General features: G+C 45.1%; 17 protein-coding genes. 14 read left to right on the forward strand and 3 right to left on the reverse strand.

Annotated features, from left to right (window positions below; translation table 11 throughout):
* Position 1 precedes the first annotated feature (1 nt).
* The 8 genes from IJE10_04395 (at position 2) to IJE10_04430 (ending at position 10,284) form a co-directional block, all read left to right on the forward strand.
* Entirely contained in the window at positions 2 to 112 is a 111-nt protein-coding gene (locus IJE10_04395) for an IS3 family transposase (GenBank protein ID MBQ2967349.1), read from the forward strand.
* Between the two features lie 123 nt (positions 113 to 235).
* Positions 236 to 2,083, forward strand: coding sequence for an alpha-galactosidase (locus tag IJE10_04400; protein MBQ2967350.1), 1,848 nt, complete (start codon positions 236 to 238; stop codon positions 2,081 to 2,083).
* 338 nt (positions 2,084 to 2,421) lie between these two features.
* Positions 2,422 to 4,500: an aspartate--tRNA ligase gene (aspS, locus tag IJE10_04405; GenBank protein ID MBQ2967351.1), complete on the forward strand. Its 2,079-nt coding sequence runs from the start codon at positions 2,422 to 2,424 to the stop codon at positions 4,498 to 4,500.
* Positions 4,501 to 4,511: 11 nt separating this feature from the next.
* Positions 4,512 to 5,696 carry a hypothetical protein gene (locus tag IJE10_04410; protein MBQ2967352.1) on the forward strand — a complete coding sequence of 395 codons (1,185 nt, stop codon included), beginning with the start codon at positions 4,512 to 4,514 and terminating at the stop codon, positions 5,694 to 5,696.
* A 1-nt stretch (position 5,697) separates the two neighbouring features.
* Positions 5,698 to 7,122, forward strand: coding sequence for an Asp-tRNA(Asn)/Glu-tRNA(Gln) amidotransferase subunit GatB (gene gatB / locus IJE10_04415; GenBank protein MBQ2967353.1), 1,425 nt, complete (start codon positions 5,698 to 5,700; stop codon positions 7,120 to 7,122).
* Positions 7,123 to 7,177: 55 nt separating this feature from the next.
* Entirely contained in the window at positions 7,178 to 8,257 is a 1,080-nt protein-coding gene (locus IJE10_04420; protein ID MBQ2967354.1) for an asparaginase, read from the forward strand.
* Positions 8,254 to 9,411 (forward strand): hypothetical protein, encoded by a 1,158-nt coding sequence (locus IJE10_04425; GenBank protein ID MBQ2967355.1) that lies wholly within the window; start codon positions 8,254 to 8,256, stop codon positions 9,409 to 9,411. The genes IJE10_04420 and IJE10_04425 overlap by 4 nt, the downstream gene beginning before the upstream one ends.
* A 12-nt stretch (positions 9,412 to 9,423) precedes the next feature.
* Positions 9,424 to 10,284: a DUF5596 domain-containing protein gene (locus IJE10_04430; GenBank protein ID MBQ2967356.1), complete on the forward strand. Its 861-nt coding sequence runs from the start codon at positions 9,424 to 9,426 to the stop codon at positions 10,282 to 10,284.
* Between the two features lie 27 nt (positions 10,285 to 10,311).
* On the opposite strand, the gene IJE10_04435 is transcribed toward IJE10_04430, so the two are convergent.
* A complete protein-coding gene (locus IJE10_04435; protein ID MBQ2967357.1) occupies positions 10,312 to 11,079 on the reverse strand; it encodes a hypothetical protein in 768 nt (255 codons plus the stop codon).
* A gap of 147 nt (positions 11,080 to 11,226) precedes the next feature.
* On the opposite strand from IJE10_04435, the gene IJE10_04440 reads away from it, so the two are divergent.
* Entirely contained in the window at positions 11,227 to 12,576 is a 1,350-nt protein-coding gene (locus tag IJE10_04440) for a hypothetical protein (GenBank protein MBQ2967358.1), read from the forward strand.
* A gap of 172 nt (positions 12,577 to 12,748) precedes the next feature.
* Here the strand turns inward: IJE10_04440 and IJE10_04445 are convergent, their stop codons facing one another.
* Positions 12,749 to 13,195, reverse strand: a complete 447-nt coding sequence (locus tag IJE10_04445; GenBank protein ID MBQ2967359.1) for a low molecular weight phosphotyrosine protein phosphatase — start codon at positions 13,193 to 13,195, stop codon at positions 12,749 to 12,751.
* Between the two features lie 270 nt (positions 13,196 to 13,465).
* Here IJE10_04445 and IJE10_04450 point away from each other — a divergent pair, with 270 nt between their 5' ends.
* From IJE10_04450 to sstT, 3 genes are all read left to right on the forward strand, one after another.
* Complete coding sequence (locus IJE10_04450) at positions 13,466 to 14,416, forward strand: calcium/sodium antiporter (GenBank protein ID MBQ2967360.1); 951 nt, start codon at positions 13,466 to 13,468, stop codon at positions 14,414 to 14,416.
* 66 nt (positions 14,417 to 14,482) lie between these two features.
* Positions 14,483 to 14,962 carry a QueT transporter family protein gene (locus tag IJE10_04455; protein MBQ2967361.1) on the forward strand — a complete coding sequence of 160 codons (480 nt, stop codon included), beginning with the start codon at positions 14,483 to 14,485 and terminating at the stop codon, positions 14,960 to 14,962.
* Between the two features lie 86 nt (positions 14,963 to 15,048).
* On the forward strand, positions 15,049 to 16,293 hold the full coding sequence (gene sstT, locus IJE10_04460; GenBank protein MBQ2967362.1) for a serine/threonine transporter SstT: 1,245 nt from the start codon (positions 15,049 to 15,051) through the stop codon (positions 16,291 to 16,293).
* A 93-nt stretch (positions 16,294 to 16,386) separates the two neighbouring features.
* On the opposite strand, the gene IJE10_04465 is transcribed toward sstT, so the two are convergent.
* Positions 16,387 to 17,913: a hypothetical protein gene (locus IJE10_04465; GenBank protein MBQ2967363.1), complete on the reverse strand. Its 1,527-nt coding sequence runs from the start codon at positions 17,911 to 17,913 to the stop codon at positions 16,387 to 16,389.
* 220 nt (positions 17,914 to 18,133) lie between these two features.
* Between IJE10_04465 and IJE10_04470 the strand changes: the two genes are divergently transcribed.
* Complete coding sequence (locus IJE10_04470) at positions 18,134 to 18,427, forward strand: metal-sensing transcriptional repressor (GenBank protein ID MBQ2967364.1); 294 nt, start codon at positions 18,134 to 18,136, stop codon at positions 18,425 to 18,427.
* A 13-nt stretch (positions 18,428 to 18,440) separates the two neighbouring features.
* A complete protein-coding gene (locus tag IJE10_04475; protein MBQ2967365.1) occupies positions 18,441 to 20,888 on the forward strand; it encodes a heavy metal translocating P-type ATPase in 2,448 nt (815 codons plus the stop codon).
* Positions 20,889 to 21,060 lie beyond the last annotated feature (172 nt).

The following is a 21,060-nucleotide window of genomic DNA, read 5'->3' on the forward strand; positions in this document are numbered from 1 at the left end:
CATACCATTGTTTATTGAAAGCTATGTTCATTACTTTAATAACGAAAGATTATCATACAAATTAAATTATAAAACCCCTGTTCAATATAGAATTGAACAAGGGTTTGTGTAATTCGTGGTTTTTAGTGTCTACTTTTACTTGACAAGTTCACACACAGAAAAAAGTCATTTTTCCATATTGACTTGCTTCCTTGTATTTGATATAATCAAACAAAAAACACAAGGGGTGGATTGGATGATTCAGGCAAAAACCGATTATCAGGTAGCGTCCTTTTATCTGGACGACCAAAAGATTTCGTTGGTGCCGTCTGAAATGAAAGCAGAGAGTGACAAGCTTTGCTTTGAGAAAAACGGCTTGAAAGCTTATCTTTTCTTTGAATCCAAAAATGAATACAGCTTATGGACATTATCTTTTGAAAACACAAGTGCGGAAAATTCGGGACAAATCAGCAACATACGCACTTTGGACATGGATTTTCCTGCAAGCAAAACGGTAAACCTGCACACATTAAAGGGTGACAATGCTTCTATTAAAAGCTTTGAACCTGTTGACAAAGACATACTTGCGCCCTTTACGGCAAAGCCCAACGGCGGCCGTTCTTCCTGCACCACCGGATTCCCGTTTTTTGATATTCAAACGGGCGAAAGTGCCTATCTTTTTGCCATTGGCTGGACGGGTCAGTGGATTTATACCATTACCCCCGGAAACGGCACGGTAAATGTATCCGCAGGACTTGAATACGCCGACTTTTACTTAAAGCCCGGCGAAAGCGTTCGTTGCGCCTCCATATTTTTGTTAGAGGGCGAAGAACAGACCGCCTTAAGACGGTTATTCAAAAAAATTCAGTTCCGGGATTTCAATGCAGTACGGCAGACGGGAAAAGACACACTCCCCTTCGCCATTCAGCCCTATGACCGTTATTTTTACGGCAAGTGCCCCGAATGGCCCACCGAGCAGGGACAGCTGAAAACCTTGGCGGCGGCGGTAAAATGCGAGCATTTAGACACCCTTTGGCTGGATGCGGCATGGTTTAAGCTTGGTTTTCCGCGCGGGGTTGGCAACTACACCTTTGAATCGGGCTATCCCAACGGGTTAAAACCTATTTCGGATGCGGTACACAAGGAAAACATGAAATTCCTTTTATGGTTTGAGCCGGAACGCGTGTATAACGGCAGTGATTTGTTTGAACAGCATCAGGACTTTTTATTGGAAGCCGATGACTCCAACACCCGACTTTATGATTTGGGCAATCCCGATGCCTGGAACTGGCTTTACAACACTTTAAAGAATTTTATCGCCGACAACGGCTTGGATATTTACCGTCAGGACTGCAACATCAATCTTTTGGGCTACTGGCTTACCAATGACGAAAAAGGGCGTCAGGGCTTAAAAGAAATCAAGCACATTGAGGGCCTTTACCGTTTGTGGGATGCATTACGCGCAGACTTCCCCACTCTTATGATTGACAACTGTGCCAGCGGCGGACGTCGGTTAGACTTTGAATCCATTCGCCGTGCGGCACCGCTCTGGAGAAGTGACATTGCCTGCAGACCGGCAACCGAAAAGGCACATACCTACACCTGGAGTCAGAATCACACCCTTGCTTTGGGTGAATATTTGCAGTATCATGCTTGTGCCGCCTGGGAGCCCATTGCGTACCATGTACGAAGCGCGGCTACGACAGGCCTTGCGTGCACCTTTGACGTATTAAAGCCCGACTATAATTTTGAGCAGGCTAAAAAAGCCTGCGAAGAGGCGGCAAGACTGGCAAAGAAATATTTAACCTATGACTTTTATCCCATGAGCGAATACACTTTGGATGAAACGGGCTTTGCGGCATGGCGATATGAAAATCAAACGGGCGGTTGCGTGTATATTTTCAGACGTGACAAATGCACAGAGGACATGTATGTATTAAAACTTCCCTCGGTTGACAAAAACGCCACCTACAAGCTGACCATTGCAGATGAACAGTACAATTCCGGACAATTGACCGTTTCGGGCGCCGAGCTTTTTGACGGGTTTGCGTACAAAACAGAAAAGCCTTGCGAGAGCGCAGTTATAGAATACGAAAAAATCTGAGCAATTTTTGTTTCCTATTAATAAATATATGAAAATTGGGTAAAATTTCTGTTGACAAAAAACAAAGAGTTTGTTATAATAAGCAATGGAGACTCGGCTTTTGTGGAAAGTCTGACAGAGAGAATGCGTCGTGGGCTGAAAGCGCGTTTGAGATGAGTAGTAAGCTTGGGAACACTCCGGTTCGCCTTACAGTTTTATAAATAAAAGAGGATGCATAAAAGTAAAATGCATCAATGCGGGTGGCACCGCGGGTTAACTATTGTTTACTCGTCCCGGGAATAATTTATTTATTCCCGGGGCTTATTTTATTTCAATTACTATTTTTAGGAGGTCTAAATATGTATAGAACACTATTCTGTAACGATATTCGTGATGCGCATATCGGTAAGACCGTTTCGCTGGCAGGATGGGTGGATGTTGTGCGTGACCACGGTGGCGTTATCTTCATCGACCTGCGCGACTACACCGGTGTGACCCAGGTGGTTGTACACAACGAAGCGTTACTGGAAAACGTTAACCGTGAAACGGTTATTTCGGTAACCGGCGTAGTGGAAAAGCGTGATCCCGATACCGTAAACAGCAAAATCGAAACCGGTAATGTTGAGCTTGTGGCAGATACCCTTCAAGTTTTGGGTAAAAGCCCCAATATGCTCCCCTTTGATGTAAGAGGCTCCCGTAATAATAAGGACGAGCTTCGCTTGAAATACCGTTACCTTGACCTTCGTAATCCCAAGAACCACGAAAATCTCGTGATTCGTTCCAAAATTATCCGTCATTTGCGTAATCGTATGGAAGAAAAGAACTTTCTGGATATGCAAACACCCATTCTGACCGCTTCCTCCCCCGAGGGTGCGCGTGACTTTTTGGTACCCAGCCGTAAGCATCCGGGCAAGTTCTATGCTCTGCCCCAGGCACCTCAGCAGTTTAAACAGCTTCTGATGGTTTCGGGCTTTGACAGATATTTCCAGATTGCTCCCTGCTTCCGTGACGAGGATGCCCGTGCAGACCGTTCGCCCGGCGAATTTTATCAGTTAGACTTTGAAATGGCGTTTGCAACCCAGGACGAAGTTTTAGAGGTTTGCGAAGATGTGGTTCATGACACCTTCAAAACCTTCTCGGATAAGAGAATTACCGAAAAACCGTTCCGTCGCATCACCTATGCGGATGCTATGATGAAATACGGTTCGGATAAGCCGGATTTGCGCAATCCGCTTATCATCTGCGACTTAACCGATTTCTTCGCGGATGTGGAATTCCCTGCATTCCGCGGCAAACCCGTTCGCGGTATTGTGGCAGATTGCCGCGGCAAATCCAACAAATTCTTTGAAGATTCCTTAAAATTTGCAACCAGCGCAGAAGTGGGCTTAGGCGGTTTGGGCTACATCACCTTAAAAGACGGTGTGTTCGCAGGTCCGATTGCCAAATTCCTTTCGGACGCCAAAAAAGAAGAAATTATTCAGATTACCGGTGTAAAAGAAGGCGAAACATTGTTCTTCATTTGCGACGACAAGAAAAATGACACCGAGAAAAAAGCAGGTCATATCCGTTCCTGGCTGGCACGCCCCGAACAGCTCGACTTAATCAAAGACGATGCATTTGAATTCTGCTTTATCGTAGACTTCCCCATGTACGAAATCGACGAAGAAACCGGTGACACCATCTTTACCCATAACCCCTTCTCCATGCCTCAGGGCGGTATGGACGCACTCCTTGGCGATGACCCGACCGAAGTGCTTGCTTACCAGTACGACCTGGTATGTAACGGTATCGAATTGGCTTCGGGTGCTGTGCGTAACCACGATATTGATATTATGAAGAAGGCGTTTGAAATTGCAGGCTACTCGGAGGACGAATTAAAGACACGCTTTAACGCCCTTTACACCGCATTCCAGTACGGTGCTCCGCCCCATGCCGGTATGGCACCGGGTATTGACCGTATGGTTATGCTTTTAACCGACGAAGAAAAGATTCTTGAAGTTATTGCGTTCCCGCTCAACAGCAACGCGCAGGATCTCCTGCTTGGTGCACCCAGCGAGGTAACCAATCAACAGCTTGAAGACGTACACCTGCTTGGCAATACCAATGCTCTGGCAAACCGTGTAACCTCTACCGACTCGGGTAAAAAGTCAGGCGGTGCAAAGCGCTCCACCTTCTCCAACACACAGCAACTCAATCAGCTGTCCCTTACCGAGGATGAAGAAGCCGTTATGCAGGACATTTTCAAGTCCATGAGCGAAAGCGAAGCCTTGCTTAAGGCAGTGAATACCGAAAATGTGGAAGAAATGATTTATGTTATGCCTATGACCAACGTATTGCGCGAAGACGAACGCAAACAGCCCTTTACCAGAGAAAGTCTGCTTCAGGGTGCGCCCGAACGCAATGACGACAGTTGGCAGGTACCGCGACTTGTAAAGTGAGGTGTATGGAAATGAAATATTATGCAACACAGTTGGCTGAAAAAGGAACCGTGGCAGTAGACGATACCATTTTGGTAAAGGACGCGCCTGCTACCGTTGGCTCCCGTATATTAGAAGGCTTTAAACCTCTTTTCAGCGCCGAAGCGGTGGTCAGATTAGAGGAAAAGGGTTATGCTGTTTCGGGCAAAACCCATGTAGGCGAATTTGGCTTGGATCTTGTGGGCGAATTCTCCTATTACAGTGAAAAAGAAAACGAATTAAAAGGTGCAGCAGCAGAGCTTGTTTCAAAAGGCGATGTAGCCGCAGCTTTGGGCGTTGACATGAACGGTGCGCCCCGTCGTGCAGCGGCGCTTTCGGGCGTCAACTTCTTAAAGCCCACTTATGGTACTGTTTCCCGCTACGGCATTGTTTCATGTGCCGCTTCGGGCGAACAGCTTGGCGTTTATGCTAAGCAGGCAGAGGGCATTAAAGAGATTATGGACGTCATCGCAGGTCACGACGAAAAAGACGGCACCAGCTTAAAAAATAAAGCGTATGATTACACCGCAGATGCTTCCGTTTCCGGTAAAAAGGTTTGCATTGTAAAAGAGCTTTTGGAAAAGGCTGATGAAAAGACCCGTGAAAACGTTCTTGCCTATGCGGATAAGCTTCGCAAAAACGGCGTTATCGTAGACGAAATCTCAGCAGATTTCTTTGACATTGCAAACACCGCATGGCAGATTTTAATGACCGCAGAAACCTGCAACAATGTTTCCCGTTATGACGGTGTAAAATACGGTTACCGTTCTGCCGAATACAGAAACATTGACGAGCTTTATGTAAACACCAGAACAGAAGGCTTTAACTTCCTGACCAAGGCTGTTATACTGTACGGCTCGGATGTACTTTCCAAAAACCGTTATGATGATTGCTATGGCAAAGCATTAAAGGTACGCCGTGTAATTTCGGAAAAATATGAAGCATTGATGCAGTCTTATGATGCAATTTTAACCCCTGTATGCAGCAAAACTGCGTATGAGGTATATGACATACACGAAGCCTTCGGCAAAGTCTTTGCAGAAAGTGTGTTTACTGCAACCGCAAACCTCATCGGCACCCCTGCTCTGGTAAGCGGTGGCGTTCAGCTGATGGGTAAGCACTTTGGCGAAAGCGATTTATTAAGCCTTTCAGGCAGTGTGGAAAGGATGGGTGAATAATATGAACTACGAACTGGTTATCGGTCTTGAAACCCATGTGGAGCTGAGTACAGAATCTAAAATTTTCTGCTCCTGCGGCGGTCATTCCTCGCCCAAAGCTCCCAACGATTGCGTTTGCCCGGCTTGCAGCGGTATGCCCGGCATGCTCCCCATTATGAACAAACGTGTGGTAGAACTGGCGGTTACTGCAGGTCTGATGTTAAACTGCGAAATCAGCAGATATACCACCTTTGACAAGAAAAACTACTACTACCCCGATTTACCCTGCGCCTATCAGATTACCCAGCTGAATCACCCCATCTGCACAAACGGTTGTGTAACTCTTAAAACCTCTGCAGGTGCGCGTGATATCCGCATCAAGCAGATTCACATGGAAGAAGATGCAGGTAAGCTCGTGCATGTTGGCAAATCCTCCTTTGTAGACTTTAACCGTACCAGCGTTCCGCTGATTGAAATTGTTACACAGCCGGATTTCCGCAGTGCGGAAGAGGTTCTGCTGTATTTAAACAAGTTAAAGTCCATGTTCCGCTCCAACGGCATTTCCGAATGTGAAGAAGGCGCAATGCGTTGCGACGTTAACATTTCGGTTCGTCCCGAGGGAAGCGAAGAATTCGGTGTGCGTACCGAAATCAAGAACATGAGCTCCTTTGAAGCCATTGACCGTGCCATTCGTTATGAAGCACAGCGTCATATGGATGCTTTGGAATTCGAAACCGAAGAGCTGGTACAGGAAACCCGTCGTTTTGATGACGTGAGCGGTAAAACCTTTGCCATGCGCAACAAGGAAACCGAAGCGGATTACCGTTATTTCCCCGACGCAAACTTAATGCCTATCATCATTGATGACGAATGGTTAGAGCAAATCAAGGCGGCAAAGCCGGTTGCTTTAGACGAAAAAACCGAAAGCTACAGAGAAGCAGGCATTTCGGAAGAAGAAATCGAAATGCTCATTCACAACCACAAGGTTACCAAGCTTTTGGACGATGTGGTGGCGCTTGGCTGCAATCCCAAGGATTCCGCAACCTGGATTTTAACCGATTGTGCAGGTGTATTGCGTAAAGACGGCAAGACCTTAAACGATCTTACCCTTTCTGCAGAAAAGCTTGCGGCAATCATCAAGCTGGTAGACAATGGCGATATCAACAGAAACGCAGGTAAGAAAATCCTGATTGCGGTTGTAGAACAGGATGTTGACCCGATTGCATACTGCAAGGAACAGGGTCTTGACCGAAAGGTGGATTCTTCTGCCATTGAAGCGGTTATTGACAAGGTTATTGCCGACAATCCCCGTGCGCTTGAGGATTTCAAGAGCGGTAAGGTTAAGGCGAAGCAGGCATTGTTTGGTGCTTGTATGAAAGAGCTTAAGGGCGCAGGCGATCCGACCATGATCCGCGACCTTTTGGACAACAAATTAAACAACTGTTAAAAATCAGGCGAGAGTAATATCCTTATATTACTCTCGCCTTGTATACGGAGAAAGTATGAAAAACAAACACATTCTGCTGATTTTGGTGGGTGGTACCATTTGTACTGCGCTGAACGAGGAGGGCAATCTTTCGGTCAGCGAAAAAGCCGGCTCACATCTCGTATCCGCTTTTGAAAACTCTTCCTCACCTTACGCAAAACAAGTCAGCTTTGATTTAACCGAAAATTTGTATATTTTAAGCGAAAACATGACGGTGGAAAAGTGGAATTTAATGCTTGACACCTACCTTTCGCACACCAAAAACACACATTACGACGGTATTATTTTTGCCCACGGCACAGACACCTTGGCGTATTCGGCATCTCTTTTTGCCCAGCTGTTAAGCGCAACCGATGTGCCCGTATTTTTTGTTTCTGCAAACAAAAATTTAAGCGATGCAGCGTCAAACGGTCATGCAAATTTCCGATGCGCAGTAGAATGTATTTGCCGGAACATCACGCCGAATGTTTATGTATCGTACCGGAATATTTCAGACGGAAAAATGTATTTGCATTTAGGGTCGCGCCTTCAACAGTGTCCCAACTACGCAGAGGATTTCCAAAGTGCAGGAATGCTTGATATCAGTGATATCAGCGAGCAGAATTTTACGTCCTATTTTGAAAGAATCCAAATACTGTATCCGCCTAAGAAGCGGAATGCTTTTGCAATCGAAAGCATAAAGCTGAAGCCTTGCGTGCTACTGCTTACCCCCTATGTGGGCATCCGCTACGATGCGTACCATTATGAAAAATTTGATGCGGTACTGCACGGCACATTCCACTCGGGAACTGCCTGTGCAGAAGGCGAAGTAAATTCTGTTTTAGATATGCTTGACCGCTGTGCCGAGTTGCATGTGGACGCCTATTTGTCCCCGGCTCTGCTGAAAAAAGGGACGTATGAGACGGTTTCAATCATCGGAAATCACGAAAAGAACGGTCAAAAATTCAAATTTTTATACGGATTTACCCAAGAAACGGCATATGCCAAGCTTTTGATTGCTTACTCCTGTTTTTTGGATGCAACCGACAGACAGACATTTATCGAAACAGAGCATAATTTTGAAATAACAGACAGAAAGGAGACCGCTGAATCATGACAGAAAAGTTATTTGAATCAGATTCCTATTGCCGTGAATTTACCGCAACCATTTTGTCCTGTGTGCAGGATGGCGAAAGCTATAAGGTTGTGCTGGACCGCACCGCATTTTTCCCCGAGGGAGGCGGTCAGGCGGCAGACAAGGGCAAGATAAACGGCATTGCGGTGCTGGATGTACAGACCGAAAATGACAAAATTGTACACACCCTCGAAGCTTGTTTGCCTGAAGGACAGACCGTTACGGGCGAAATTGACTGGTCGCTTCGCTACAGCCGTATGCAGAGCCATACCGGAGAGCATGTGCTTTCGGGCATAGTGTACACCCTTTTTGGCTACAGCAACGCAGGCTTTCATATGAGCGAAAGTTCCATGACCGTTGATTTCAGCGGTCCGCTCACCAAAGAGGACATTGAAAAGATCGAATGGCATGCCAATCAGGCAATATATAAAAATGCAGAAATCAAAGCATACTACCCCACCGATGAAGAACTTGCTACACTCAATTACCGCAGTAAGGTCGAACATTTTGAAAACACGCGTATTGTTGCCATCGGTGACATTGACTGCTGTGCCTGCTGTGCACCGCATTTAAAAAGAACAGGCGAAATCGGCATCATTAAAATTTTAGATTTCATGCCCCACAAACAAGGCACACGAGTTGAAATTGTTGCAGGTGTACACGCGCTTAAGGATTATTTCGATTTGAGCAATGCCACAAAGGGTATGATGAAAATGCTGTCTGCACCGCGCTTTGGCATTGAAGAGGCTGTGCGCGAGCAGATATCTGCTGTTACAGAGCTTCGTAACGAAAACCAGAAGCTTTCCAAAAAGCTTGCCTGGTATGAATTAAATCCCACTTTTGTCGGCAATTCTGCTTTTGCAATTGCAAACGGCTTATCCTATGATGATTTAAGATACTGCGCCAACACATTGCTTGAAAAGGGACATTCAGCCTGTATACTGCTTTCCGCAAATGACGAAAACGGTTACATTTATGTGGTAAGCGGTAAAGAGGATGTAAGCGGGCTGGTCAAAAGCCTGAACAACGCCTTTGAAGGCAGAGGCGGCGGCAAAAACAATTATGCACAGGGCAAAATTTCCGCCTGCGACAAACAGACTTTAACAGAATTCTTAGAAAACACATTAAACGCATAAGGAGAGGTTGACATGATTCGTACCATTGCATTGCAGTTTGGTTTTCCTGCCGAGGCGGCAGAGTATTTACAAAGCAGCTACGAAAAGCTTTTAAAAGCACCTGACTTTGCAGAGGATTTTGAACTTGCTGAAAAATTATTCTTAAAAAAATACTACGGCTACAAGGAAATTTTAAAGCGACTTTCGGATAAAACCGATGTGAATTTATTTACGGCAAACATGATTTTTTTGCTCATGCTTACCCCAAAGCTTCACAGCAGATACAAAGAAAAAAATATCGCGGATGATATTTTCTTTGATACTATGCAGGATTTGAAATACAAGCTTTTCGAGTGCATGAATATGCATGGCGTGTGGGGCACTTTTGTTCCCGACTGGTATATGGGTATTTTTGCCATGGAATGCTTTAAGCTCGGCAGACTGGAGTATCAGAAAGGCTATGCCTTAGAAACCGATAAGCTAGACGGCATCAAAAGAATTGGTGACCGTATTTTCCGCTGTCACATTCCGTCCTGCGGTCCGCTTTCAGAAGAAGATGTAAAAGCTTCGTTGAAGCAGGCAAAAGAATTTTTCAAGGATGAACTAAAGGGCGAAACATTCGTGCTTTGCTGTGGCTCGTGGCTTTTGTATCCGCCCGTGGTCAACAAGCTGAAGGACAGCTCCAACATAAAAAAATTCTACCAATTATTTACCATACATACCGAAGAAGAACGACCCGAAAATCCCGATTTCTGGCGTATTTTCAACGAGCCGTACAGCCCGGATGCGGTAAACCGCATTCAGCCCAAAGGGCATGTGCAGGAAACGGTGCTTTCGCATCTCAAGGAAGGCGGCACCCTCGGCGCAGGCCGTGGCTACATAATTGTTGAATAAAACAAAAAAGACGCGTTTGCGTCTTTTTTATTTTAAAGTAATTAAATTTTCTGATTCCTGCTCGATTCGGCTGTCTAATGCTTTCATGGCGCGGAATTTTCCTTTTTCCCGAAGTTCCTGCCCGATTTCCCTGCCTATTGCATTATTTTTCATATCCATATCCGAATCATAAAAATTCTCTGCATTCGCAAAATTTAAAGGATGTCCGAACTCGTGTGCGTCTGTAAAATATTTGGTGTACAGTGCATCCTCCGACAAAATGGTCGCCGTTGCGCTCCATTTTGCATGCTTTTTGGCATTATCCACCGTGCCGTCCGAAGCAACACCATCTTCTGCCATCACTTCCTTATAAGAGGCATAGCCCGCCGCATTGGTTATCCATGCACCTTTACCGGCATCTGCCCGATACACAACCGTCTCCGCACTGTTTAAGCTCTGCCCGGGCAAAGAAACTTCTTCCACCTTGATTTGTATACCCACAACCCTTATAAAGTCCGCCAGTGCGCAAATATCCTGCTTATAGGCACCGACATTCACGCCGCTTTCTTCTAAGACACATAGCTTATCAAAGGACTCTTCTAAATCAGAAAGTGCCTGATATACAATCGGGTTGTCGTTTTCAAAGGCTCTGTCTGCTTCGGTCAGCTCCACCGCTTGCGATTGTCCCGTAAAATCCCTGACCTCGATTTTCTGCACTTCATTCTTATTTTCATTTTCTGTTGTACTTTCGGGGGCACCGATATTTAAGCTGACTGCCACGACCATTGCTAAAAAACAGCTTAATGCATACTTCATTGAATCACCTGCCTGACTTATAGTTTACCACACAACCGAAAAACTGTCAAGAAATGCAAACTGTGAATTGACAAGACACTTTTGGCTGTGCTATAATATTTAGTAAAGAAAAGAGTTGATTTTATAAAGACCATGAAGTTATTTAAAATGTTAGGTGAAAAATTTAAAGCCGCACCGAAAAAAGAACAGCAAAAAATATATATTGCTTCTTTACTTACCGTGCTTGCCACGGTTATTTGTGTTACCTTCATGTTCTGGAACGAAATCTGCTACACAATAAGCCCCGCATGGCATCTTTCAAGCATTGCACAAAACAGCCTGGAAAAAATCAGCGACGAGCAAAGCTATCTTTCCAAACGCTTGTTTGGCTTTGACACTACAAAGGAAGCCTATCGGATTGAGCTTACTGCTGATGCCTTAATAGACGGACGGAATGAAAAAGTGACCTTGTCCCTCTCACCTGGCGAATCGGAACTGCAAATCGGTCTGGAGGCGGATATTGACGAGGTGCCTGTTTTGCAGACGCTTGCGGTATGGAATGACCGGGAATTAAGTTTCAGCTTTCCGCAAATCAACAACAACCGCTATTATCTCCCGTCAGACATTTCGACCCCGGAATTCAGAACCGGTGCCTTTGCAAAATCACTTCCCTTTGTCTTGCCTGCGCATATAGATTCTCTGGCATACAGCAAATTCATACAAAAAGACGAAGCAACCCAAAAAACTGCAGAAAACACCGTGAAGCGGTTTCTAAAACGTCTGGACTACGGAAAACGGGAAAAGAAACGGCTGGTTTTAGACGGTAACGAACGTTCCTTACATATTATCCACGCCAAGTGCAGAGCTTCTGACCTTTCGGAATGTGTTGCCGCTCTTTCTTTATTATATACCGATGACTGGCTGAAAAATACTGAAGTTTCCCGTATGCTTTCCGGTCTTTGTCAGGAGCTGAAAGGCTATGCTTCACAAAACCTTGTGTATGATATCGAGCTGATGGAACAAAACAGCTACTTAATCGGTTTAAAAACAAACACCTTTACCGTTTATTTCCACGACGGTCTGTTCTTAAACGGCTTTAATGTGGAAACCCCGGGACAGACCTTAAGCCTCAGAGGCGACATCCAGATGCAGGGCGGTGTACTGGATTTTGTGCTGACACGTTCCACCCCCACAGAGCAGGAAAAATACTTCGGCCTTTATCTGGATTACAGTGCAAGGAAGCTTTCGGTTTACACACCGATGGGTGTGTTTGAAACCAACGTGCGCTGTGCCAACGATACCGAAACCTTCGCCGTTTATGAAAATGCAGTTTACCGCAAAAACAGATTCGTTGATTTCTCCCTGGAGGTAAAGCCCGGCAAGCCCGAAATTGTAATGGGCACAACCGCTGTACCCTTAACCTCCAAATCCTGTAATGACTGGAAAAACACGCTGGATACCGACATCCGTCGACTGTTTCGGGACACATCGGTTTTTCGCTATCTGTTTCAAAAATAGTCCTCTTAATGATAAAATTGAAAAAAGAGCTGTAAATTTATTACAGCTCTTTTTTAGGGGATAGGAAAAAATGCGTGTTTTCTCCATTTCGTGTCTTTCTCGTGAGTTTGCACACCCTTTGTTTGCCTTTATACTCGCGTTTTTGCGGTCCGGACTCTTTTCATCCCCTTTTTTACAAATTGCCAAGAAAAGCAAGGATTCCTTCTTGGATGTCTTCATAGGTTTCGTCAAAATTTCCTGTATACCAGGGGTCACGGATATCTCGCGGAACATCTGTAAAATCTAGCAGACGCATTACTTTGTTTTGCGGGTCGTCTTTGAAAATGCGGAGCATATTTCTTATATTCATGCTGTCCATCCCCAAAAAATAATCATATTTGTCATAATCGGCTTTTGTCAGCTGTACCGCCTGCTTGCCTGCTGTGGAAATGTTAAATTCTGCAAGCTTTTTGCGCGTACCGGGATGCGGAGGGTTACCGATTTCTTCGGTACTTGTGGCAGAAGATGCAATAAAAAATTCCGCCTCTCTTCCCTGCTTTTTAACCATATCCTTCATTAAAAATTCCGCCATAGGTGACCGGCAGATATTTCCATGACACACAAACATAACTTTTTTCATTTTTCTTCACCTCTTGGCTTACATTATATATCCTTTTCGGAATTTTGTCAAAATTTTAGTTGACATTATAAAAAAAATGGAATATAATATAACTGTCAACCAAGAGGGAGTAGTTTGCGCGTGCTTTTCGCGTTACAGTCTTCGTCATCACGCATATTCTATATGCCGGATTCTGTACATAAAGGAAACGAGACTTTTGTTGTACCTATTTTTAGTGTACGCAAAAGTCTTTTTATATGCCTTTTTTGCGTACAGAGGGAGGAAATTGATATGGCATATGTGTTACTCATCATCGGCTTTATTCTGTTAATCAAGGGTGCTGACTATTTTGTGGACGGCAGCTCGGGTCTGGCTAAAATCTTTAAAGTTCCGGCTGTAATCATCGGACTTACCATTGTGTCCATGGGCACAAGCGCGCCCGAGGCAGCGGTTTCCATCACCTCAGGGTTAGTTGGTAAAAACGCCCTTGCCATCAGCAACATTGTCGGCTCTAATATTTTTAATCTTTTGATTGTTATCGGTGTTTGTGCTGTTATTGACAAAGTGGAAGCAGATAAAGACATTCGAAAAAGAGACTTGCCTTACAACGTAATCTTGTGTGCTCTGCTTCTTGTAATGATAGCCTTTGACGGGATTTTGGGTACAGTAGATGCAATCATTCTTCTGGTGCTGTTTGTCGGCTACATCCTTTGGTTGGTTCGGGATGCACTGAAAAACCGTACACAAGAAAACGATGATGCTAAGAAAATGCCTTTATGGCTTTGTCTGATTTGCATTGTCGGCGGTTTAGCAGCTATTGTATTCGGCGGCGACATGGTTGTTAAAAACGCAACCAAAATTGCAACCTCCTTGGGTATGTCTGAAAACTTAGTCGGCCTGACTATTGTGGCTGTGGGCACGTCTCTTCCCGAGCTGGTAACCTCCATTGTCGCATCCCGCAAAGGCGAGAACGAGATTGCTCTGGGTAATGCGGTAGGGTCTTGTATTTTTAACATCTTATTCATCTTAGGTATGTCCGGTGCGCTTTCCCCGATTGTGCTTCAGCAGAACCTCGGTGAGCACATTGTTGACTTGGCTGTTTTAATTGCAGTTACACTGCTCTTTACTGTGCTTTGTCTGATTAAAAAAGAAGTGAATCGCAAAGCAGGCTTCCTTTGCATCTTACTTTATATCATTTACTTAGCTTACATTATTGCGCGTAACTACGGTGTTTTTGCGTAATTGTAAAATAAACGGTGAGTTCGAGACCTTCCTCACCTAAATCAAAACTAAAGGAGACAACAGAATATGAAAAAAACAACGCAAATGGCATACGGGGCACTCATTGCCGCCCTTTATGTGGTACTCACATTCGTCGCCAACATTTTAGGACTGGCAAACGGTGCGATTCAGGTTCGATTTTCCGAAGCCCTGACCATCCTGCCTGCCTTCACACCTGCCGCAATTCCGGGTCTGGCTGTGGGGTGTGCCCTTTCAAATATCCTTACGGGCTGTGCGCTGTGGGATGTGGTGTTCGGAACACTCGCGACCCTCATCGGAGCGGTTCTAACGCGCATAATCGGCAAATCCAATAAGTTTCTTGCAGTCATTCCGCCCATTTTAGCAAACACTTTAATCATTCCGTTCGTACTGCGGTTTACCTACGGTGTACCGGAAGCAATGCCCTATCTGTTTTTAACGGTTTGCTTGGGCGAGCTGATTTCTGCAGGGGTGCTCGGAAGCCTTCTGTATAAGATTTTGGAATCTAAAAGAGACCTTTTTAAATAAAGAGCTGCTTTTCAGCTCTTTTTTTCTTGCTTTTTTTTAAAGTTTATTGTATACTAATATTACATATACAAAAAAGGAGAATGAATATGAAAAAATTGATTCAAGGTTATGTAAACATTCCACTGATTTTAAAAATCTTAGTGGGACTCATCATTGGTGCGGTATTAGGGCTTTTTGTACCGCAGGCAGGCTTTGTGGCTACATTCGGTACTATTTTTGTAAGTGCTTTGAAAGCCATTGCGCCCATTTTGGTATTTGTGTTAATCACCGCGTCGCTGGCAAGTGCCGGTGACGGCATTGGCGGACGTTTCCGTACCGTTATTATGCTTTACATGTTAACAACTTTCCTCGCGGCAGTTTTAGCGGTTGTGGCAAGCTTTATCTTCCCCACCGCCATTCCGCTGACCGGGGTTGAATCTGCAACCAACGCAGCGCCTTCGGGTCTTTCGGAAGTGTTTGGCACCTTGTTTAACAACATGGTTCAGAATCCCCTTACCGCTATGCAGACCGGCAACTATATCGGTATCTTGACCTGGGCAATTGTATTCGGTATTGCACTTCGCGGTTTAGCATCCGATAACACCAAAAACATGCTCTCCGACCTTTCGGGTGCTGTTTCCAAGGCAGTTGCATGGGTTATTCAACTGGCACCCTTTGGTATCATGGGCTTGATTTATTCCACTGTTAATGAATACGGTATGGAAATTTTCGTGGACTACGGTAAGCTTTTAGTGCTTTTGGTTGGTTGTATGTTGCTTGTGGCACTGGTCATCAATCCGCTTCTTGCAGGCTTCCTTTTAAAGAGAAACCCCTATCCGCTGTTGTTTAAGTGTTTAAGAGAGTCGGGACTTACCGCATTCTTTACCAGAAGCTCTGCGGCAAACATCCCTGTAAACATGTCCCTTTGCGAAAAACTGGGCCTTAGCCGCGACTACTATTCGGTAGCCATTCCGCTGGGCGCAACCATCAACATGGACGGTGCGGCAATCACCATCACCGTTATGTCTTTGGCAGCGGCATTTTCCATGGGCATTGAAGTAAACATCTTCTCTGCAATTATTTTAAGCTTTATTTCCACCCTTGGTGCTTGCGGTGCTTCGGGCGTTGCAGGCGGCTCGCTGCTTTTGATCCCCATGGCTTGCTCGCTTTTGGGCGTTGACCCGGAAATTGCAATGCAGGTTGTAGGTGTTGGCTTTATCATCGGTGTTGTGCAGGATTCTGTGGAAACCGCATTAAACTCCTCGGGAGACGCTTACTTTGCGGCAGTTGCTGAATATCATGACTTGCGAAAAAAAGGCGAACCGATGCCTTTCTATGATAACAAAAAATAATAATATCACAATGATAAAAACGACCGCAGGAGGGGGTTCCTGCGGTCGTTTTTGATTCGATATATTTAAGAGAAGGTTGAATATATCGCAAAATTATTTCAAGAGTGCATAGCAGATTTCAGCCATTGCCTGACGGGTCAGATGACCGTCTGCAACGAAAGCGGAAAGGTCTGCTTCGGGATTGAGCTGAATCAGAAGGTCAATGAATTCGTTGGTTTCGATTGCACCGTCGGCTACAAAGCCTTCAGCCTGTTCCATAACAATTACCAAAGAGGGGTTAAGCTGTGCGGGGATGGACATGGTCATCATATCGGAGTAAACCACGATTTTGTCGCCCATTTTCAAGTCCTGTGCTTTGATGATGTTTCTGGACTTTAAGGGACGAACGTCTGCATCCTCACCCATTACTGCAACGTAGTTGCCTGCAGCATCTGCTACCTTGATAACGCCGTCAGCCTTTTCTACAGAAGCAATTTCCATGTAGATGGGGTTAGAAACTTTGTCAGCCTTTAAAACTGCGTAGGTATAAACCTGAGCAGGAATGCTTCTGGTCATTGCAGTAGAGGTTACTGCAGTTACGGTTTCGCCTTCAAAATCCTTGATTGCTTCTTCAAACTGTGCAGATGCCATACCGATAAAGCCTGCGGTGTTCGCATCGGTGATGAGCTGATATACTGCACCGTCTTCAGCGGTGAGCAGCGTTTCGCCGTTTGCTACAGAAAGGGTACCTGTTAAAGTCTGGGTGGTCTGACCGGTTACGATTACACCGTTTGCGATTGCATCTGTAATCAGAGCATCTGCCCAGTGGCCTTCGGTGGATACGGGAACTTCTTTACCCAGTACACGGTAAGCCATGGTAAGTGCTTCTGCATTGGTGGAAATTCTGTCTAATTCCAGGCCGTTTTCAGTGCCCTTCAAAAGACCTTTTTCTACTAAGAAATCTACTGCGTTTACTTCTTCTTCAACTGCAACTTCTGCAGAACCAATCATAACGATTGCTTCAGGATTTAAAAGTGCGGGGATGGACATGGTCATCATGGAAGAATATACAACCAGTCTGTCGCCTGCCTTAACATCCATCGCCTTTACAATCTGACGGGTTCTTAAGGGGGTGATGTCGGTCATGGGGTCGATTGCCAGCTTATACATACCGTCAGCGCTGTTGATTACGATGCTGTCTTCTGTTTTTTCTACGTCAGAAACTTCCACATAGATGGGGTTTGCAGTTTCGTCTGCAGATAAAATGCTGAACGCAAAGGTTTGTGCCGGAATGCTCATGGTCATCTGGGTAGAGGTAACAGCGGTTACTTCTTTACCGTTCAAGTCAGCCTTCATTTCAGCAAACGCACCGTTTGCGTTACCGATGAATGCGCTGGTGTTTTCGTCAACGTTTAATACGTATTCGATACCGTTTGCATCGGTAAGAAGAATTTCTTCATCGGATACCGAAAGGGTTCCGCTTAAGGTTGTAGTCTGTGCGATGTAAGAAGGTTCTTCAGAAATGAGCATGATTTCTTCTTCTGCGATGGGCATTACATCAGCCTCGTTTGCGAGTGCCGAGACGCCCATGGAACTGATTGCCACGGTTACTGCTAAGGTTAATCCAAGTACTTTTTTCATGATATTTTCTCCTTTTTTATCATTTTTATTTTTAAATTTTTTACGCTGTTTTTTGCGCTTTACATACATAATACTTTTGAGCGGTGCAAAAGGTTGCAAAAAAAATAAAAAATTTTAAAATTTTTTTAAAAAGTTTTTTTCTTCCTTTTATATATACAAAAACAAGCTCTTGACAAAATACCCCTATGGGGTATATAATATGTATGAAAGGCGGGATTTTATGGCTGAAAACTGTGTTTGCAAAACCAAAAAGCGAAGCGAAGAAGAAAAGAAAAAATTGAATAATCGGTTAAACCGTATTTCGGGACAAATCCGCGGTATTTCGAACATGTTAGAGTCGGATGCCTATTGCATTGACATTTTAACCCAGGTTTCGGCAGTCAGTGCGGCACTTTCTGCTTTTGGCAAGGAGCTGATGAAAAATCACATTCAGACCTGCGTGGTGCAGGATATCAAGCAGGACAAAAACGAAACGGTAGATGAACTGATTACAGTTTTGGAAAAATTTATGTGAGGAGGCGTAACGGATGAAGCAATTTGATATTACGGGCATGAGCTGTGCTGCCTGCTCGGCAAGAGTGGAAAAGGCGGTATCTTCTGTAGAGGGCGTAAATATGTGCACGGTAAATCTTCTTACCAATTCCATGCAGGTTGAAGGGACGGTGTCTGCCTCTTCTATTATAGAGGCAGTGGAAAAGGCAGGCTACGGAGCAACCGAAAAGGGTGCTGTTTCTAAAAAAGAAAGCAGTCCTTTAAAAGACACCGAAACGCCTAAGCTGAAGCAAAGACTTTTGTATTCCCTTATATTTTTACTTCTTTTGATGTATGTTTCCATGGGACACACAATGCTCAAACTCCCCTTACCTGCGTTTTTTGAGGGCAATCCCATAGGAATCGGTTTGTTGCAGTTAATCCTCTCTGCCATTGTGCTTGTGATTAACCAGAAGTTTTTTATAAACGGTTTTAAGGGCATGGTAAACCGCTCACCGAATATGGACACGTTAGTGGCTTTAGGGTCGGGAGCTTCCTTTATATACAGCACCATTCTTCTCTTTGGCATGACAAAATCGGCACATCCTTCGGTACACGGCTTTTACTTTGAGTCTGCTGCCATGATTTTAACTCTGATTACAGTAGGCAAAATGTTAGAGGCGCACTCTAAGGGAAAGACCACAAGCGCCATTGAGGGCTTAATGAACTTAGCCCCCAAAACCGCAACCCTTTTAAAAGACGGCAAGGAAATCACAATAGATGCCACAGACCTTAAAAAGGGCGATATTTTTATTGTGCGCCCCGGGGAATCCATTCCGGCAGACGGGATTGTTTCAGAGGGGGAAAGTGCAGTAAACGAGGCATCCCTTACGGGCGAAAGCTTAGCTGTAGACAAAGCAAAAGGCGATAAAGTTTCCTGTGCCACCATCAACCAATCGGGGGTGCTGACCTGCGAAGCCACAAAGGTTGGCGAGGACACAACGCTTTCCGAAATCATCCGCCTGGTATCCGATGCGGCGGCAACCAAGGCACCCATTGCCAAAATTGCCGATCAGGTTTCAGGGGTGTTTGTTCCGGTGGTAATCGGAATTTCTGCCATCACCTTTATTCTGTGGATGCTTCTGGATAAATCCTTTGGATTTGCACTGTCCCGTGCCATTTCAGTTTTAGTCATCAGCTGTCCCTGTGCATTGGGGCTTGCGACACCCGTTGCCATTATGGTTGGCAGTGGCTTAGGTGCTAAAAACGGCATTTTATTCAAATCGGCTGTGGCATTGGAAAAAGCAGGTAAAGTATCGGTGGTCGCCTTAGACAAAACGGGCACCATTACCGAGGGAAAGCCCTCGGTAACCGACATATTCCCCGAAAACTGCACCAAAGAAGAACTGGTGATGCTGGCGGCATCCTTAGAGAAAAACAGCGAGCATCCCCTATCCAAGGCGATTCTGGAATATGCAGGCAATATGACATTAAAGCCGGTACAGAGCTTCAGAATTCTGCCCGGCAACGGACTTGTGGCAGAAATTGACGGCAAAGCGGTATTTGGGGGCAATTTAAAATTTGCAGAGCAGAACGCGACTGTATCCTCTGCCCTCAAACAACAGGCAGAAGCACAAAGTGCCCTTGGCAAAACACCGTTATTTTTTGGTGCAGACGGCTCTGTTTTGGGTATGATTTGTGTAGCAGACACCATAAAGCCTGATTCGGCAGAGGCAATTTCGGCACTTAAAAACATGGGCATCCGTGTGGTGATGCTGACGGGTGACAATCGTAATACTGCCACCGCTATCGGCAAAATCGCAGGGGTAGATGAAGTGATTTCGGATGTTCTGCCCGACGGCAAGGAGCAGGCAATCCGCGCCCTGCAACAAAAAGGAGCGGTTGCCATGGTCGGCGACGGCATTAACGACGCGCCTGCTCTGACGCGTGCCGATATTGGTATTGCCATTGGGGCAGGCACCGATGTTGCAATGGATGCGGCGGATGTGGTGCTGATGAAGAGCACCCTTTCGGATGTACCTGCTGCCATTCGTTTAAGTCGCGGTGCTTTAAAAACCATTCATCAGAATCTTTTTTGGGCGTTTATTTACAACATTATCGGCATACCGCTTGCGGCAGGGGCATTCATAAGCCTGCTTGGTTGGGAATTAAATCCCATGTTCGGGGCAGCAGCAATGAGTCTGTCCAGCTTTTGCGTAGTAACAAACGCCTTAAGGTTAAACCTTTTAAACATTTATAATCCCAAACGGGATAAGCATAAAACACACAAGGAGGAAAAGAAAATGGAAAAAGTATTTAACGTCGAAGGTATGATGTGCCCCCATTGCGAGGCAAGAGTAAAGCAGGTTTTAGAGGCTTTGGACGGTGTAAAGGAGGCCATCCCCTCCCACACCGAAAACAAGGTAACCGTAATTCTGGAAAAGGAAGTTTCTGATGATATCATCAAAAACACCATTACCGAACAAGGCTATACCGTAAAATAAGACAAAGGGCTATGCAATGCATAGCCCTTTGTCTCAGCGTGTCGATAAACCTATCGACACGCTGTAGACTTAAGAAAAAGGAAGTTATATTTTGTCAATTTGAATTCGTCGGCGTACAGAGGTACGGTAGAGTTCAAATTGACAAAAAGCAAGCAATGGAGCGGAATCCTCG

Source organism: Clostridia bacterium (assembly GCA_017410375.1).
Lineage (GTDB): Bacteria > Bacillota > Clostridia > RGIG6154 > RGIG6154 > RGIG6154.

Excerpts from the sequence above, each read along its gene's own strand:
- IJE10_04430 (MBQ2967356.1), top strand. The coding sequence starts at position 9,424 with ATGATTCGTACCATTGCATTGCAGTTTGGTTTTCCTGCCGAGGCGGCA.
- IJE10_04450 (MBQ2967360.1), top strand. The coding sequence starts at position 13,466 with ATGGCATATGTGTTACTCATCATCGGCTTTATTCTGTTAATCAAGGGT.
- IJE10_04445 (MBQ2967359.1), bottom strand. The coding sequence starts at position 13,195 with ATGAAAAAAGTTATGTTTGTGTGTCATGGAAATATCTGCCGGTCACCT.
- IJE10_04475 (MBQ2967365.1), top strand. The coding sequence starts at position 18,441 with ATGAAGCAATTTGATATTACGGGCATGAGCTGTGCTGCCTGCTCGGCA.
- aspS (MBQ2967351.1), top strand. The coding sequence starts at position 2,422 with ATGTATAGAACACTATTCTGTAACGATATTCGTGATGCGCATATCGGT.
- gatB (MBQ2967353.1), top strand. The coding sequence starts at position 5,698 with ATGAACTACGAACTGGTTATCGGTCTTGAAACCCATGTGGAGCTGAGT.
- IJE10_04410 (MBQ2967352.1), top strand. The coding sequence starts at position 4,512 with ATGAAATATTATGCAACACAGTTGGCTGAAAAAGGAACCGTGGCAGTA.
- sstT (MBQ2967362.1), top strand. The coding sequence starts at position 15,049 with ATGAAAAAATTGATTCAAGGTTATGTAAACATTCCACTGATTTTAAAA.
- IJE10_04470 (MBQ2967364.1), top strand. The coding sequence starts at position 18,134 with ATGGCTGAAAACTGTGTTTGCAAAACCAAAAAGCGAAGCGAAGAAGAA.
- IJE10_04425 (MBQ2967355.1), top strand. The coding sequence starts at position 8,254 with ATGACAGAAAAGTTATTTGAATCAGATTCCTATTGCCGTGAATTTACC.
- IJE10_04420 (MBQ2967354.1), top strand. The coding sequence starts at position 7,178 with ATGAAAAACAAACACATTCTGCTGATTTTGGTGGGTGGTACCATTTGT.
- IJE10_04435 (MBQ2967357.1), bottom strand. The coding sequence starts at position 11,079 with ATGAAGTATGCATTAAGCTGTTTTTTAGCAATGGTCGTGGCAGTCAGC.
- IJE10_04440 (MBQ2967358.1), top strand. The coding sequence starts at position 11,227 with ATGTTAGGTGAAAAATTTAAAGCCGCACCGAAAAAAGAACAGCAAAAA.
- IJE10_04465 (MBQ2967363.1), bottom strand. The coding sequence starts at position 17,913 with ATGAAAAAAGTACTTGGATTAACCTTAGCAGTAACCGTGGCAATCAGT.
- IJE10_04455 (MBQ2967361.1), top strand. The coding sequence starts at position 14,483 with ATGAAAAAAACAACGCAAATGGCATACGGGGCACTCATTGCCGCCCTT.
- IJE10_04400 (MBQ2967350.1), top strand. The coding sequence starts at position 236 with ATGATTCAGGCAAAAACCGATTATCAGGTAGCGTCCTTTTATCTGGAC.